This window comes from Pseudomonadota bacterium, assembly GCA_016711215.1.
Lineage (GTDB): Bacteria > Myxococcota_A > Polyangia.
This window is the reverse complement of sequence record JADJTL010000003.1, coordinates 170,351-186,196: the sequence shown is the minus strand read 5'-3', so window position 1 is coordinate 186,196 and position 15,846 is coordinate 170,351. Positions and strand designations below refer to the sequence as shown.

Annotated in this window: 14 protein-coding genes; 5 read left to right on the top strand and 9 right to left on the bottom strand. The window is 69.7% G+C overall.

Going from position 1 to position 15,846, the window contains the following annotated elements; all coding sequences use genetic code 11:
• Nucleotides 1-89 precede the first annotated feature (89 nt).
• Genes IPL40_09795 through mnmG form a run of 4 tightly spaced genes read right to left on the bottom strand, consistent with a single transcriptional unit; the run spans nt 90 to nt 3,527 of the window.
• Nucleotides 90-923: an SCO family protein gene (locus IPL40_09795; GenBank protein MBK8481451.1), complete on the bottom strand. Its 834-nt coding sequence runs from the start codon at nt 921-923 to the stop codon at nt 90-92.
• On the bottom strand, nt 924-1,238 hold the full coding sequence (locus IPL40_09790) for a DUF493 domain-containing protein (protein ID MBK8481450.1): 315 nt from the start codon (nt 1,236-1,238) through the stop codon (nt 924-926).
• Nucleotides 1,239-1,266: 28 nt separating this feature from the next.
• A complete protein-coding gene (locus IPL40_09785) occupies nt 1,267-1,623 on the bottom strand; it encodes a hypothetical protein (GenBank protein ID MBK8481449.1) in 357 nt (118 codons plus the stop codon).
• A gap of 35 nt (nt 1,624-1,658) precedes the next feature.
• Nucleotides 1,659-3,527, bottom strand: coding sequence for a tRNA uridine-5-carboxymethylaminomethyl(34) synthesis enzyme MnmG (mnmG, locus tag IPL40_09780; protein MBK8481448.1), 1,869 nt, complete (start codon nt 3,525-3,527; stop codon nt 1,659-1,661).
• Nucleotides 3,528-4,003: 476 nt separating this feature from the next.
• Here mnmG and bamD point away from each other — a divergent pair, with 476 nt between their 5' ends.
• The 3 genes from bamD (at nt 4,004) to IPL40_09765 (ending at nt 6,688) form a co-directional block, all read left to right on the top strand.
• Nucleotides 4,004-4,861, top strand: a complete 858-nt coding sequence (gene bamD / locus IPL40_09775) for an outer membrane protein assembly factor BamD (GenBank protein MBK8481447.1) — start codon at nt 4,004-4,006, stop codon at nt 4,859-4,861.
• A gap of 10 nt (nt 4,862-4,871) precedes the next feature.
• Nucleotides 4,872-5,579, top strand: coding sequence for a tetratricopeptide repeat protein (locus IPL40_09770; GenBank protein ID MBK8481446.1), 708 nt, complete (start codon nt 4,872-4,874; stop codon nt 5,577-5,579).
• Between the two features lie 71 nt (nt 5,580-5,650).
• The gene (locus IPL40_09765; GenBank protein ID MBK8481445.1) at nt 5,651-6,688 is read left to right on the top strand and encodes a tRNA pseudouridine(13) synthase TruD; all 1,038 of its coding nucleotides are present in this window, start codon (nt 5,651-5,653) and stop codon (nt 6,686-6,688) included.
• On the opposite strand, the gene IPL40_09760 is transcribed toward IPL40_09765, so the two are convergent.
• From IPL40_09760 to IPL40_09750, 3 genes are all read right to left on the bottom strand, one after another.
• Complete coding sequence (locus tag IPL40_09760; protein ID MBK8481444.1) at nt 6,685-7,233, bottom strand: hypothetical protein; 549 nt, start codon at nt 7,231-7,233, stop codon at nt 6,685-6,687. The two genes, IPL40_09765 and IPL40_09760, sit on opposite strands and share 4 nt — an antisense overlap.
• A 692-nt stretch (nt 7,234-7,925) precedes the next feature.
• Nucleotides 7,926-9,128 (bottom strand): hypothetical protein, encoded by a 1,203-nt coding sequence (locus IPL40_09755; GenBank protein MBK8481443.1) that lies wholly within the window; start codon nt 9,126-9,128, stop codon nt 7,926-7,928.
• 13 nt (nt 9,129-9,141) lie between these two features.
• Nucleotides 9,142-9,999 (bottom strand): 1-acyl-sn-glycerol-3-phosphate acyltransferase, encoded by an 858-nt coding sequence (locus IPL40_09750; protein MBK8481442.1) that lies wholly within the window; start codon nt 9,997-9,999, stop codon nt 9,142-9,144.
• 185 nt (nt 10,000-10,184) lie between these two features.
• Between IPL40_09750 and IPL40_09745 the strand changes: the two genes are divergently transcribed.
• Nucleotides 10,185-12,002, top strand: coding sequence for a type IIA DNA topoisomerase subunit B (locus IPL40_09745; GenBank protein MBK8481441.1), 1,818 nt, complete (start codon nt 10,185-10,187; stop codon nt 12,000-12,002).
• A 16-nt stretch (nt 12,003-12,018) separates the two neighbouring features.
• On the top strand, nt 12,019-13,935 hold the full coding sequence (locus IPL40_09740; GenBank protein MBK8481440.1) for a DNA topoisomerase IV subunit A: 1,917 nt from the start codon (nt 12,019-12,021) through the stop codon (nt 13,933-13,935).
• 61 nt (nt 13,936-13,996) lie between these two features.
• On the opposite strand, the gene IPL40_09735 is transcribed toward IPL40_09740, so the two are convergent.
• Nucleotides 13,997-14,686 (bottom strand): Crp/Fnr family transcriptional regulator, encoded by a 690-nt coding sequence (locus IPL40_09735; GenBank protein ID MBK8481439.1) that lies wholly within the window; start codon nt 14,684-14,686, stop codon nt 13,997-13,999.
• Between the two features lie 117 nt (nt 14,687-14,803).
• A complete protein-coding gene (locus IPL40_09730; protein MBK8481438.1) occupies nt 14,804-15,841 on the bottom strand; it encodes a hypothetical protein in 1,038 nt (345 codons plus the stop codon).
• Between the last annotated feature and the right edge of the window lie 5 nt (nt 15,842-15,846).

Below are 15,846 nucleotides of genomic sequence, written 5' to 3'. Positions count from 1 at the left end.
GCTTTCCTCCGCTGCGCGGCGCCGGCGACCGGCATGCGTGCCGCCCGTGGGCCGCGCCGCCGGGCAAGTTAGGGCCTGCGAGCCGAGCGTCAAGCCGCGGGCGGGCTTTTCGCCCTGGCTGCGCCTGCCGCGCTGCGCCCTTCGCGCCGCCAAAGCGCCAGCAGCGTCAGCCCCAGCAGCAGCGCCGTGGCCACCCCGCCGAGCCGCATGATCCCGACCGCGTAGGGCGTGTAGCGGCCCGTCGTGGGGTCATAGTGGAAGCAGCTCAGCAGCAGCCGGTCGACGGTGGAGCCGACGCGGCCGGCCGCGGCTTCGATTAGCGCGAGCTTGATCGGTCGTGGGGCGTAGTCGATCCCGTAGAGGTAGCGGGCGACCCGTCCCTGCGGCGAGAGGAAAAAGATCGCCGCAGGATGGGCGTACTGCTGCTGCTCCGGCAGCCACCGGTAGCGAAAGCCGACGGCGTCTGCGACGCGGTCGATGCTGGGTTGCTGACCGACGAGGAAGTGCCACTCGGCGCCGGCCCGCTGTAGCAGGCGCAGGTAGGAGGCGCGCTTGCCGCGCGCGAGCTGCCAGCCCTCGCGCGGATTGATGCTGATCGTCACGAGCTGGAACTTCTGGCCCGGCACCCAGCCGAGCTGGCGCAGCGCCCGGGTCAGCGCATTGAGCTGCAGGTTGCAGAGCATCGGGCAGCGGTAGTAGTTGAGCGTCAGCAGCAGCGGCTGGCCGGGCTTGACGAAGTCGCGCAGCCGTACGCGATGACCGCGGTGGTCGACGAAGGCCGTGTCGAGATCGACCTGGCGGTCGAGATGCTCGGCGATCGTGACGTCCGCGAGCTGGGGAGGGAGCGGCTCGGCAGCGCGTGCCGCGGCACTCCCCAGCGCCTGCGCGGCCACCAAGGCGACGATGAGCGCGGGGCGAGGCACCTAAAGCAGATAGACCAGGTTCGGCAGCGCTTGCAAGGCGCAGTACCAGGCGTCGAGGGCGTCGGCATCGTCGAGGCGAAGGTTGAAGGTGATCGAGCAGAAGCGTCCGTTGGCGCTCGGCCGCTCGACGAGGATCACCTCGCGCTGCCCACGCGCGTCGAGCAGCGTCCGCACCGCCTGCCAGAACTCGGGGCCGCGGCCGATTGCCTTGAAGGTGAAGTCGAGCGGAAAGCTGAGCAGGCTAGCGAAACGCTCGGCGCGCGGGAGCGCGGCGAGGCGCGCTGCCTCTTGCTCATATGGTGATCGACCGCTCATCGCTTCAACCTAGCACGGCGTCGCGCGCTCAGAGCCCCGGCGGAGGCGGTAGGTCGTTGGCGCCGCTGGCGCCGGCAGGGGCGGGCGGGGGCGGTGGTGCCCGAGGCTCCAGCGGTGGGGCCGGCGCCAGCGCGCCGGACAAGGATCCCGAGGTCTGACGGGCCAGCCGATCGAAGCCGCGCGACAGTCCGAAGAGGAGCGCGAGGAAGAAGCAGAGCCCGCCCAGCGTCAGCAGCAGGGCGATCGTGATCGCGCGGCGGCGCCGGCGCGCAGCCGCGCCGACCGCGTCGAGGAACGAGACCGCGTCCTCTGGGCTCGCAGCGGGGTTCTGGGGCGCGGGCGCCCCTGTCGCGGCGTCTGCGGCTGCGCTGTCATGCTGGGGCATCGTCGCCCTCCTCTTCGTGGCGCGGGCGCGGCGGGTCAGCCGCCGACGGCGGCGCGGGCCGCTTGCGCGCGCAGATGGATCTCGAGCGTCGCGATCGCCGCGGGGGTGATGCCGGGCAGCCGCGCTGCCTGACCGATGGAGTGCGGGCGCCGCTGCGTCAGCCGCTCGCGCGCCTCGTGGCTCAGCCCGGCGATTCGCCCGTAGTCGAGATCGCGCGGCAGCTGGCGCCCTTCGAGGCGTGCCAGGCGCTCGGCCTGCTCGTGCTGCCGCGCGATGTAGGGCGCGTATTTGATCGTCAGCTCGGTCTCCTCGTCGACCGAGGGATCTTCGGGATGGGCCTGCGCGTCGAGCAGTCCCTCGCGTCGCAACCCGGCGAGCGAAGCCTCCGGGCGGCGTAGCAGTCGCTCGAGCGTGGCGCCAGCCCGCGCCGTGGCACTCGGCGCCGGGGTCCGAGCGAGGGTCTCGCGCAGCGCCTCGCCGCGCGCCTGACGGCTGCAGAACTGGGCCCAGCGTTCGTCGTCGATCAGTCCGAGCTCGCGACCGAGCGGGGTCAACCGTGCGGTCGCGTTGTCCTCGCGGAGCAGCAAGCGGTACTCGGCCCGGGAGGTGAACATCCGATAGGGCTCGCCGCCGACCCCGCGGGTCACCAGATCGTCGACCAGCACGCCGAGGTAGGCCTGGTCGCGCCCCAGCACGATCGGGGACTGCTGGCGTAGCCAGCGCGCGGCATTGATGCCGGCGAGCAGTCCCTGCGCCGCCGCCTCTTCATAGCCCGTCGTTCCGTTGAGCTGCCCGGCGAGGAATACGCCCTCGAGGTCGCGGAGCTGCAGGCTCGCCTCGAGCTGCCGGGGATCGGCGTAGTCGTACTCGACGGCATAGCCGAAGCGCAGGATGCGCGCGCGCTCGAAGCCGACGATGCTATGCACCAGCTCCTGCTGCACCTCGGCGGGCAGGCTGGTCGAGATGCCGTTGGGATAGACGCGGATCGATCGCCATCCCTCGGGCTCGACGAAGATCTGGTGCCGTGGGCGATCGGCGAAGCGTACGATCTTATCCTCGACGGACGGGCAGTAGCGCGGTCCGATCGACTGGATCGCCCCGGAGAAGAGCGCGGAGCGCTGCAGATTGCGCCGGATCAGCTCGTGCGTGCGCTCATTGGTGTAGGTGATATGGCAGTCGCGCTGCGGCAGCGGCGGGCGTCCCCGGCGCCAATCGCTCCAGCTCGACAGCCGAGGCGCCGGCTGATCGCCCGGTTGCCGCTCGAGGCGGCCGTAGTCGATCGTGCGCCGATCGAGGCGACAGGGCGTCCCGGTCTTCAGTCGGCCGAGCTGCACGCCGAGCGCGCGCAGGCTGGCGGATAACCCGTGGGCGGCAGCCTCGCGAGCGCGCCCGCCCGCCCGGCGCTGCTCGCCACAATGCATCAGTCCCGCGAGGAAGGTGCCGGTCGTCAGCACGACGGCGCGGCACGCCAAACGGCGGCCGTCGCTCAGCCGGACGCCGAGCAGTCGGTGCCGCGCGATTTCCAGCGCACAGACCTCGCCCTCGAGCAGGTGCAGGCGGGGCTGTGCGCGGACGAGCTGCGTCATCGCGCGGGCGAAGGCGGCCTTATCCGATTGCACGCGCGTGCCGCGTACCGCCGCGCCCTTGCGGGTGTTGAGCCGACGGAATTGGATCCCCGTCGCGTCACCGGCGCGGCCCATCTCGCCGCCCAGCGCGTCGAGCTCGCGAATCAGGTGACCCTTGCCCAGGCCGCCGAGCGCCGGGTTGCACGACATCCGCGAGAGCGCACGCGGGTCGAGCGTCAGCAGTGCGGTGTGGGCGCCGAGGCGGGCGGCCGCCAGCGCAGCCTCGACGCCTGCATGGCCCGCGCCGACGACGACGAGGTCGACGGAGAGGTCAGCCACGAGCGCAGCCCTTGCGCGATCGCTGTTCCCTTGGCTGCGCGCTGGGTGTTCGCGCGCTGGGTGTCCGCGAGCTGGGTGGGAGCAGGCGCATGCGGCGCAGCATCGGTCAGGCGACGGCCCTTGATCAAGCGGCACGATGGCTTCGAGCGCCACGACGGCGCGGCGGCCCCGCCCAGACCAAGCCGTCGAGCGGTGCGTTCAGGAGCCACACCGAGACACACACCGAGGCGCACGTTGACAGTCGCTCGCCCGACCACTAAGCTCCTGGGTGAAAATCACGGCTTTTCAAAGGCTTGAGGCTTGCGAAGCCTCCTCGTCAGGCTGGCGGCGCCCGGCAGCAGCGGTCTCCCTCGAGACCCGACGGCCCTTGCGGTGGCAGTGGCCGCCATGGGGTGACAGTGGTCGTTGAAGCGACAGCGGTCGTTCAAGCGACAGCGGCCGGGGAACTGGCTGGGGCCGAGGAGGGCGCTCAGGAAATGGCGCTGATGCTGCACGACGGCTGCCCCTCCACGCTCGATCGCCCGAGGCCGCGCTGGCGCTGGTCTGGCGCGCTCCCACGCCAGGCGCTGCTGCTGGCGCTGCTCGGCCTTGGCTGCGCAGGTTCGAGCGCCCAGCGTCAGCCGCTCTCCTACGCGAAGAACGCGGCGGCGAGCTACCGTCAGGGCGTCGCGGCGCTGGAGGATGAGGACTACGCCGAGGCGACGCGCTCCTTCGAGTTCGTCAAGGCCAAGTACCCCTTCTCGCGCTTCGCGACGCTGGCCGAGCTGCGCTTGGCCGACGTCTTGTTCGCCCAGGAAAGCTACACGGCGGCGATCGACGCCTATAAGATCTTCCTCGGCCTCCATCCCAATCATCCCGAGACGCGCGGCGGCTACGCCGCCTATCGTGTCGCCCTGGCCTACGTGAAGCAGATCCCCAGCGATTGGTTCATCGTCCCGCCGAGCTATGAGAAGGACCAGGCTGCCACCCGCGGCGCAGTCCGCGAGCTGGCATCCTTTCTCCGCGACTACGGCGAGACGAAGTATGCGGCGAAGGGGCGTGAACTCTATCGTAGATGCCTGCACAGCCTCGTCGAACACGAGTTGTACGTGGCGCGCTTCTACCTCGACAACGACAAGCCGAAGGCCGCGATCTTGCGACTGGAGGCCGTCCTGCGCCAGTATCCGGCGTTGGGGGTGGAGACCTCGGTGCGCCTGCTCCTGGGCCAGACCTACCTCAAGCTGCAGCAGCGCATGCGCGCGCGCGAGACCTTCCTCGCGCTGATCAGGGAGCACCCGGGCGACGTCAATAGTGCGAAGGCCAAGTTATTCCTCGAGCGAATCGATGAGAACTAAAGAGTCGACGATGGAAGACAGAATCAAGCATCTGAAGCAGGCACGCGAGCTCTACGAGAGCGGCGAACACACCAAGGCCGAGCAGGCGCTGGGGCAGGTGCTGCGGGAGAACCGCGGCTTTGCCGACGTCCACAACATGCTCGGCATCATTTATCACGAGCAGGGCCGTTATAAGCACGCGGCCGACGCCTTCGAGCAGGCCCTCGATATCAATCCGGCCTACACCGAGGCCGCGCTCAACCTCGCGGTGACCTACAACGAGCTCGGCCGCTACGGCGACGCCAAGCGGGTCTACGGCGAGGCGATGGCGCGGACGAAGCGTGAGCCGCGTTCGCTCGACGCCTTTGCCAAGGGCAAGATCGCCAACATGCACGCCGATTTGGCGGATGCGTATCATGGCGTCGGTCTGCATCAGGAGGCGCTGCACGAGTATCGCGAGGCGCTGGCGCTCTGCCCGAGCTTCGTCGATTTGCGCACCCGCCTGGCCAACACCTTGCGCGATATGGGGCAGGCGGAGGAGGCGATCACGGAGTACCGCGACGTGCTCGAGACCAACCCGGGCTACCTACCCGGACGCTTGCAGCTCGGGCTGACGCTCTACGCCGCCGGGCGCCAGGATGAGGCGCTGGCGGAGTGGCGGAAGGCCGCGGAGATCGATCCCAACAACAAGAGCGCGCGCAGCTACCTGAAGATGGTCGGCGACGGCGGCGGGCGCTGAGCGTCGCCGCGGTGCGCAAGGGTCGTCAGGCGGGCCGCAGGCGCGCGCGTTGCCCGTGCGGGCGCTAGTCCATGGCACTGCTTTCCTTCGCCGAGACACCGCGCCTCTGCGCTGATCTTGCCGGTACCGGCGGGGCGCCGATCGACCCCGAGGACTTCTGCGTCGAGGAGCTACCGGCCTACGCGGCCGCGGGCAGCGGCGATCACGTCTTCGTTTGGCTGGAGAAGCGCGAGCTGACGACCTGGCGCGCGATCGAGCTGATCAGCGCGGCGCTCGGGCTCGATCCAGCGCAGGCGGGCTACGCGGGGCTGAAGGATCGCCACGCGGTGACGCGGCAGTGGATCTCCTTCAGCGGCGCCGATCCGGCGGCGCTCTTAGCGCTGCGCCTGCCGGGCCTGGCGGTGCTGCAGGCGGAGCGGCACGCTCATAAGCTGCGCACCGGCCATCTGCGGGGCAACCGCTTCCAGATCGTCCTGCGCGGCGTGGGTGACGAGGCGGCTCTGCGGGCCGAGTGCGTGCTGGCGCGCCTCGCGCGCCTGGGGCTGCCCAACTACTACGGGCCGCAGCGCTTCGGCGCGAGCGGCGATAACGCCGAGCTCGCCCGCGAGGCGCTGCAGCAGGGGCGACGGCCGCATCGCGACAAGCGCCGGCGCCGGCTGCTGATCTCCGCGCTGCAATCGCAGCTCTTCAACGAGGTGTTGGCGGCGCGCCTGCGAGACGGGCTGCTGCACCGCGTGCTCGACGGCGACGTGCTGCAGCGCTCGGGCGGGCGTGCGACCTTCATCAGCGACGACGCGGTCGCCGACCAGGCTCGGCTCGATGCGGCCGAGTTGACGACGACCGGTCCGATTTGCGGCCCAAGGATGGCGCGCGGCCCGGCGGGCAGCGCTGGGCGGCGCTGGGAGGACGGGGTGCTGGCGCCGCATGGGGTCGAACCGGAGGACTTCGCGCTGTGGGGACGCCTCGCCCGAGGCGGCCGGCGCCCGCTGACGGTCGAGGTCGGTGAACCCACCGCTGAGCTGATCGCGGCAGGCGCGCTGCGCCTCGGCTTCACGCTACCAGCGGGCTCCTACGCGACGGTCCTGCTGCGCGAGGTGGCGCAGCCCTAGCGCGCCGATTGGCCGATCGCCTCTTGGTAGTAGCCGAAGTGCTCACGCGCGATCTCGAGTCGGCTGATGCCCTCGGGCGCGACCCGGATGTCGAGCCGCGCGCCCTCGAGATCGAACTTCGACCGAGCCAGCGACTCGGGATCGATCTCGTATTGCGACATGAGCTGCTTGATCTCCTCCGGCGTCATGCCGAAGCGCCGGGCGGTCTCGCCGAGGCTCGGCTTTTGGTAGCCATCCTCGGGCGTGACGCCGAGGTGATAGCAGCAGAAGAGCGAGAAGGCGTCGGGTGGGCCCTCCTCCTGCTGGCGCTCGCGCTTCTGCGGTACCCGGGTGCCGAGGACGCTGCTGCTATCGCGCAGCGGCTCCAGCGCAGGCGCGTCGAAGCGGCTCAGTCCTTCGCCCGAGCCACCGAAGCGCCGGCGCTTGCGGCGCCGCTTGGTGTTGTTGCCGCCGCCGCCCCGCCCCTCGGCGGGGGCCGCGGCTCCCTGGCCCTGACCACCGCGCCGACGCTGATGACGCCCGTTACTTCCGGCACTAGGATCCATCTTGTCTCCACCCTGCTTGTTACACGGCCGGCTGCTTGTTACACGGCCGGCTGCTTGTTACACGGCCTGTTGCTTGTCCGGCTGTCGTGGGCCGGACGGAGTAACGTGGACTCGGCGATACGTCACCGCTCGTCCGCGATGGTCGTCCGAGAGGGTGTCGTTCGCGCGGCGCACTCACCGCGCCATCTTGCTTGTTAGCCAACGTTCGCGCGGCCGGTCCTCGCCGTCGACGATCGCCCGCGGCCGGCCCCGACGGTGCCCGCTGCCGATGATACCAAGGGCTAGGCCGGGCGGTCCCGTCGGCCTCGTCGGTCCCGTCGGCCTCGTCGGTCTCGTCGGCCTCTCGTCGCGAGCCAGAGAAAACAATCGTCAGGGCCCATCGCGGCTACAACAGCCCGCCCGCGCCCTGCTGCCAGGGGCGCTCGAGCTGGGCCGACCGGCTGAGCGGCTGAGCGGCTGAGCGGCTGAGCGGCTGAGCGGCTGAGCGGCTTGCTGGAGCCCTATACTTGCTGGAGCCCTATACTTGCTGGAGCCCTGTAGCCGAGCGCCGCCGGGGCGCCTTCGGCTCTTGGCAAGCACCCGTGCAACCGTGCCGCCGCCTCGCAAGCTGACCTGTCCCACGCCAAGAGTCAAGCCCGGAATGCTGCGCGCCCGAAGATCGGAGGCGCGCGTCGGGCCTGGGGCCCGCGCCCTCAGGCGCCGTAGAGGACCTCGGCCAGCGCCGGGTTGAGGCGCTGGAGGTCACGGCGAGCATCAGGGAGCTTATGCAGACTGGCCGCGGTGACGACCTCCTGGCTCACCTCCTTGATGAAGTAGTGCGGCGCGGTGATTTGCGGGCGGACCGTCCAGGTCGAGCGGTCGTCCGGATGGTAGTAGATGCAGGCGACGCGGATGCGCTCGTCGTCGAGGTTGCGCCGCAGGACCTCCTTGAGGCGCAGCACCAACGCATTGACCAGCCGACCGGCTCGGAAGGTCGTGTCGACGATCAAGAGATTATCGCGGCGATTGACGCGCTGTTCGAGGTAGCCCAAGTCGGCGATCACCGCGTCGACGCTGCTGCGCGCTGGCCAGGTGTCGATGCTGATGTGATCGGGGGTCGGCTCGGTGCTGCCGCTCTTGCGGAGCTGGTACTTGTAGACCTCGTGCACCGGCAGCCCGGCCAGCGCGCCACCCGGCCAGAGCGCGAGGATGAAGGTCGGCCGCCAGCTCGGGTCGTGAGCCACCTTGACGCCGAGGCGAATCGCGTCCAGCAGCAGCTCGCGCGGGTTGACGTAGCGGTAGCCCTGCTCGCAGGGGGCGAGCCGCTCGGGCGCCGCGGGAGGCTGGCGCAGCGCCTCCCAAATCGCCGCGCTCTTGTTGGCGATGCGTCGATCCTCAGGATCAGCGTCGCTGACGAGGTCGACCAGCTCGTGCGGATAGTCGAGCCAGGCGCCGTCGTCGACCTCGTGGAGCGCCAGCACCGGGAGCTCACGGTACTGCGCCAGGCCCGGCTTGCGGTGGACGGTGGCGACGCGGATCTCACGCGGCGTGTTGGCGCGCGCGAGCTGACGGAGCAGGGCGACGATCCGCTCGATCGTCCGGCCGGATTCGTAGACGTCGTCGATGATCAGCAGGTCGTCCTCGGGGCAGACCACCTGCGCGAGGGGCTCGAGGTTCTTGACCAAGACCTCGCCCTGGTCGCCGATCCCGCGGTAGGAGGCGGTGGTGATCGTGCTGTGGTGCATGAACACCCCGCGTGAGCGAAAGAACGCGTCGATCCCGAGGCCGACGGGTGTGCCGCCGCGCCAAACCGAGATCGCATGGCGTGGGCGAAAGCCGCTGTCGTAGACCAAGCGCCCCAGCCGGACGGTGTCGAGCAGGAAGTCGTCGGGACTGACGTGCAGCATCCGTGACATCGTCGTCGGCGCCTCAAACCAGCCATTCGCCGGCGGCAGCGTCGCCGCGGGCGAGCCTCGCGCGCAGCTCGCGCTCGCGCGCGCCGCAGCGGCCGACCGCCTCCATCACGAAGTCGGCGATGCGCTTGTAGACCGTGGCCCGCGGCCGCTCACCGTCGAAGCGACTCAGGTCGAGGGGACTGCCGACGACGACGATCACGGGCTGCCGCCGGCGCTGTGCGGGCGGCGCCAGCGAGCGGCCCAGCTCGGCCCAAAACCGGTTGGTCAGGCCATTGACGAAGACCGGCAGCAGCAAGGGGCGGGCGCGCAGCAAGAGCTGTCCGATGCCCGGCTGGGCGGGGAGGAGCGCGTAGGGGTCGTCCCCAATATTCCGCCTGCCTTCGGGGTGCATGCCGACCACGGTGCCAGGTCGCGCGAGCGCGCGCTCCAGGCGCTGCACCGCGTCCTGATTGAGGGCCGCGCGGCCGCGCTCACGAAACACCGGCGGGTACATGCTGCCGCCGCCCACGGCGAGATTGACCAGCAAGCCGAGCGGTGAATCGTAGAAGAACCCGCTGCGCACCGGGAAGTACGCCCGCCGCAGCCACCCGTCGCCGTGGGCGAAGATCGGCAGCATCGAGACCCAGAGGTCGAAGAAGGTGCGGTGGTTGGAGGCGACGATCACCCCCCGCTCCGGGGCCAGCGCCCGCACGGTGGCCAGACCATCGATGAAGACGCGCCGCGCCATCAGCGCGTGGACCGTGCGCCAGGTCAGGTGGCGGAGGTAGAGCGACTGGAGCCACTTGCTGAGCGCCGGCTCGTTGGCCAGCCGTGTCAGCGCGAGGGCGAGGCGCTCGGTCGGGGGTAGGGGGCTTTCGGCCGCTGGTGGCATCGGTCCTCGCTGCGGGGCTCAGCCTGCCAGCACCGGGCCGCGCGAGGCAAGCCCGAGCTTGCGTGACCGGTGCAGCCCGTGTCCGAGCGCCGACCTTCCCCCGGCGGGGTGCTCGGCCGGGTCGACGCCGGTGGCGGCGGGGCGCGGTTGCTCCCGATCGATCGATGTGGCAGAAACGCAACCGCATGAGTCCGAAACCCGCCGCGCGCTACGACGAGAGCGCGATCCAGACCCTCGACGCGCTCGAGCACATCCGCCTGCGTACGGGCATGTACATCGGCCGTGTCGGCGATGGCAGTCACGCGCAGGACGGCATCTACGTGATGCTCAAGGAGGTGGTCGACAACGCGATCGACGAGTTCATCATGGGCCACGGCAAGCGGGTCCAGATCGCGCGCGACGGCCGCGCGACCACCGTGCGCGACTTCGGGCGCGGTATTCCGCTCGGCAAGCTCGTCGAGTGCGTGAGCCAGATCAACACGGGCGGCAAGTTCAACGACGACGTCTTCCAGTTCTCCGTCGGGCTCAACGGCGTGGGCACCAAGGCCGTCAACGCCCTCTCCGAGGAGTTCGAGGTCCAGAGCTGGCGCGACGGGCGCTTCAAGCGGGCGCTCTTTCGCCGCGGGCGCCTGGTCGAGGAGGAGGAAGGGCGCGACGCGGCCCAGCCGAGCGGCACGCAGGTGCGCTTCATTCCGGATCTCGAGATCTTCCGGCGCTATGGCTGGCAGGACGAGTACATCGAGCAGCGGCTCGACTACTACGCCTACCTCAACAGCGGCCTCAGCCTGAGCTACAACGGTCGCACCTTTCGCAGCAAGAACGGGCTGGCCGACCTGCTGGTCGCCGAGCTGGGCGACGAGCCGGCGCTCTACGAGGTCGTCCACTGTCGCCAGGAGCGCGTGGAGTTCGCGCTGACCCACACCCAGACCTACGGCGAGACCTACTTCAGCTTCGTCAACGGGCAGTACACCAACGACGGCGGCACGCACCAGAGCGCCTTCCGCGAGGGCGTGCTGAAGGCGATCAACGAGTTCTCAAAGCGTAATTTCGCCGGGGAGGACGTGCGTGACGGGCTGGTCGGTACGATCGCCGTGCGCGTGCAAGATCCCGTCTTCGAGAGCCAGACCAAGAACAAGCTCGGATCGACCGACGTGCGCCCGTGGGTGATGCAGACGGTCAAGCACGAGCTGACCGTCTGGTTGCACAAGCATAAGGAGGCCGCCGACGCGCTGCTCGACAAGGTGCGCTCGAACGAACGTATTCGCAAGGAGCTGGCGTCGATCAAGAAGGAGGCGCGGGAGCGGGCCAAGCGGGTCGCGATCCGCATCCCGAAGCTGATCGACTGCAAGCAGCACTTCAACGATTCGAAGCAGGCGCGCCGCGAAGAGACGATGATCTTCCTCACCGAGGGCGACTCGGCGGGGGGCGCGATGGTCCAGGCGCGTGACGTGCAGACGCAGGCGATCTTCTGCCTCAAGGGCAAGCCGCTCAACTGCCATGGCCTCGAGCGCGACGCCGTCTATCGCAACGAGGAACTCTACAACATCATGCAGGCGCTGGGCCTCGAGGACGGTCTCGACGGGCTGCGCTACGCGCGCGTCGTGATTGCCACCGACGCCGACGTCGACGGCATGCACATCCGCAATCTGCTGCTGACCTACTTCCTGCGCTACTTCGAGGAGCTCGTCACCAAGGGCCACGTCTGTATCCTCGAGACCCCGCTCTTCCGCGTGCGCAACAAGCAGCAGACGATCTACTGCTACAGCGAGGCGGAGCGCGACGCCGCGCTCGAGCAGCTGCGCGGCGCGGAGGTCACGCGCTTCAAGGGGTTGGGCGAGATCGGGCCGCAGGAGTTCAACGCCTTCATCGGCGCCGACGCGCGCCTCGTCGCCGTGACGGTCAAGAGCCTGAGCGAGGTCAGCAAGACGCTCGACTTCTTCATGGGCAAGAACACCCCGGAGCGGCGGCAGTTCATCGTCGAGAACCTGATCAGCGCGCCCTAGGCCGGAAGCAATCGCCATGAGCAGCCTCGAGCCGCTGATGCGGCAGAATTTCCTCGAGTACGCGAGCTACGTCATCGTCGATCGCGCGATCCCCGAGCTCTACGATGGACTGAAGCCGGTGCAGCGCCGGTTGCTCTACACGCTCTGGGGGGCCGACGACGGTCGCTTTCACAAGGTCGCCAACATCATCGGCGAGACGATGAAGCTCCACCCGCATGGCGACGCCTCGATCGGCGAGGCGTTGGTCGTGCTGGCGAACAAGGAGCTCTTCATCGAGAAGCAGGGCAACTTCGGCTCGGTGCTGACGGGCCACCGCGCCGCGGCGCCGCGATACATCGAGTGTCGGCTGACAGACCTCGCGCGCGAGACGATGTTCAGCGAGGCCGTCACCGACTACGTCTCGAGCTACGACGGCCGCAAGCAGGAGCCCGTGGCGCTGCCGGCGAAGTTGCCCGTGGCGCTGCTGTTGGGCAACGAGGGCATCGCGGTCGGCATGGCGACCCGCGTCTTGCCGCATAACCTCTGCGAGCTCTGGCGGGCGCAGATCGCGGTGCTGCGCGACGAGCCCTTCAGGCTGCTGCCGGACTTCCCCGGCGGCGGCCTGATGGACGCCTCAGAGTACGACGATGGCCGCGGCCGGGTGCGCGTGCGGGCCTGCCTCGAGGAGCGGGGCGACAAGAAGCTGGCGATCACCGCGGTGCCCTATGGCACAACCACCGAGAGCGTGATCGCCTCGATCGAGGCCGCGGCGCAGAAGGGCCGGGTCAAGATCGCGGCGATCGACGACTTCACCGCTGAAAAGGTCGAGATCGAGATCACGCTGCCGCGCGGTGTAACGACCGCTGAGGTCGTGCCCCAGCTCTATGCCTACAGCGAGTGCGAGGTCAGCTGTAACTCCAACATGGTGATGATTCGTGAGCGCCGCCCCGTCGAGCTGACGGTGAGCGAGACGCTGCGCCTGCTGACCACGCAGCTCAAGGCGCTGCTGAAGGCGGAGCTGGAGCATGAGCTCGGGCAGCTCGAGGACCGGCGCCATTGGCTGACGCTCGAGCAGATCTTCATCGAGCAGCGGGTCTACAAGCGGCTGGAGAGCGCCAAGACGGAGGCGCTGCTGCGCAGCGAGACCTACAGCGGGATGGCTCCCTACGGCGATCGCTTCATCCGGCCGATGGTCGACGAGGATGTCGCGCGGCTGCTGGCGCTGCCGATTCGCCGCATCTCGGCCTTCGACATCGAGAAGCATCGGCGGACGATCGGCGAGGTCGAGGCGCGCATCAAGGCGGCGCGAGGCAAGCTGCGCAACCTGATCAAGACGACGATCGGCTACGTCGAGGGGCTGCTCGAGAAGTACGGCGCGCGCTATCCGCGGCGCACGGTGATCACGACCTTCGACACGGTCGACAAGAAGGCCGTAGCGCGGCAAAACGTCAAGGTCAGCTACGATCCGGCGGAGTCGTTCTTCGGCTCGGCGGTGCGCGGCAGCGAGTACCAGCTGACGGTCAGCGAGTACGACCGTATCCTTGCGATCTCCAGCGACGGCTCCTACCGCATCATGGCGCCACCAGAGAAGGTCCTGCTGCCGGCGAAGGTGATCTACTGCCAGCTCTTCGACCAGGAGCAGGGGGCCGCCTTCCTCGTGATCTACCGCGACGCGCAGCGCATCGCCTATGGCAAGCGGGTGCGGATCCAGCGCTTCGTCCGCGATCGCGAGTACCAGCTGATCAAGGACGCCGGAGGGCGGATCGATCTCCTCTTGCCGGAGACGGCGCAGGGCCAGCTGCAGCTCCGCTACCCGCCCGCGAAGCGCCAGCGCGTCAACGAGAGCGTCGTCGCGTTGGCGGAGATCCCCCTCGTCGGGGTCGCCGCGCGCGGCCAGCGCCTGGCGCCCAAGCCGGTGGCCAAGGTCGTGTGGTTGCGGAGCAGCGAGCGCTGAGGGCGCGGCCAAGCGCGCAGACCAGCGCCCCTGCCGCCAACGCCCGCTTCCCTCGCGCCGCTCAGACGAGCGACTGCAGCGCTTCGCGGTCGGCGATAATCACGCGGCGCGCCTCGAGGTGGATCAGCTTCTGGCGCTTGAACTGTGAGAGCGCCAAGCTGACGGTCTCGCGCGTCGACCCGATCAGGTTGGCCATCTCCTGGTGCGTGACCTTGACCGAGATCAGCGTGCCGCGCGGCTCGGGGAGGCCGTAGCGCTTGGCTAGCGACAGCAGCAGCTCGGCCAGCTTCGCGTTGACGTCCTTGAAGATCAGGTCCTCGATCTTGCGCTCGAGCGCGCGTCGCCGCTCGAGCAGCGTGCGCGTCATCTCGAGGGCGAGCTCGACGTGAGCGGCGAGCAGCTCCTCGACGAGCTGCCGCGGGAACTCGATCAGCACAGTGTGATCGGCCGTCTCGGCCATCTCCTCACGCGGCTCGCCGAGGAAGAGGCAGTTCTCGCCAAAGAGCTCACCCGCCAGCCGATAGGCCAGCGTCAGCTCCTTGCCGTCGGGCGTGACGCGCGAGATCTTCACGCGACCGGTGACGATGCCGAAGACCGATCCGCCTGGATCGCCGGGCATGTAGACCACGCGACGCCGGCGGTGGTCTGAGACCTTGCCCTCATCCGCCAGGCGAGCAAGCTCGGGGCGCGGGAGCTCCTTGAACAAGGGGATCTTCTTCAGGTGAGTCAGGGTGCGACGTTCGTCTTGCACGCGAGTGCTCCGTGTCCGAAATCTGTAACGGCGCGGACGCTAGCACAAAGCCTGGGCGGCGCCAACAGCGCCTGCGGCGCCAACAGCGCCTGCGGCGCCAACAGCGCCTGCGGCGGGCTAGGGGCTGGTGCCGCCCGTCAGTAGGTCCACCACGCGGTCGGCGAGCGCGGGCAAGTGCTCGAGGTCATCGCCCCGCGTCAGCTCATACACCGGCAGCTGGGCGACCAGGGTGGCGCAACGCGTGAAGTGATCGGCCTGGAGCCCGAGCGCTGCGAGCAGGGGCGCTCCGTAGGCGTGGGCCACGCAGGCGAGTAGGGCGGCGCGCGGGCTGAGCCGCCCACTGCCCAGCGCGGCCCCGCGCTGCAGCACGCAAAGCCCGACGATCGGCAGGCGCGGGGCGGCCTCAGCGAGCGCGGGGGGCCGTTGCGTGGCGAGTCGGTAGTAACGCTCCTCGCCTTGCTGCGCGGGGGAGGCTGGATCGAGCAGTCCGGCGGCGCGGGCCGCCGCGCTGTCGAGCTTGAGGGCGCCGCCGGCCCTGAGGACCTGCGGCGCGCCGGCCGAGGTGCGGTCGAGGACGACATGCTCATCGGCGAGCACCGCCCAGTCGCGCGCGGCCAGGGCGGCGGCCAGGGTGGACTTGCCGGCGCCCGAGGGGCCGAGCAAGCCAAGCGCGCGCCCCTGGTGCGCCACCACGCTGCCGTGGAGCACTAAATGCCCGCGCTGGAGCAGGGCGATCCCCAGCAGCCGGCTGAGCAGGTAGGGGCGCAGGGCGTCCTCGGTGGCGCCGGGCGCCCGGTCGATGGTGATCTGGACCCCATCGCGCACGGCGAAGCGCCCGACAGGATCGCCGAGGTAGCGCACGTCCTGCGGACCGAGCACGAGGCGCTTCAGGCCAGGTGCGGCGTGGGCGTGCGCGAGCGGAGGGGGTCGCGCCGGCACGCAGCCGAAAGCGATCGTCAGGTCGGCGATGCCCTCGTTCGCTCGCGCCCGGGGCAGCTCGGGCAGCGCGAGCTCCGAGCAGATGCGTAGGCCGTAGGCGTGGTGGAAGTGGCGCGGACGTGTGGACGCCGGCTCGCGCGCCGCGGTGGGGAACGCCGGGCGCGTGGCCTCGCGAGCCCGAGCGCGCGGGCCTTCCGCCGCAACTTCTTTGCGCAAAGCTG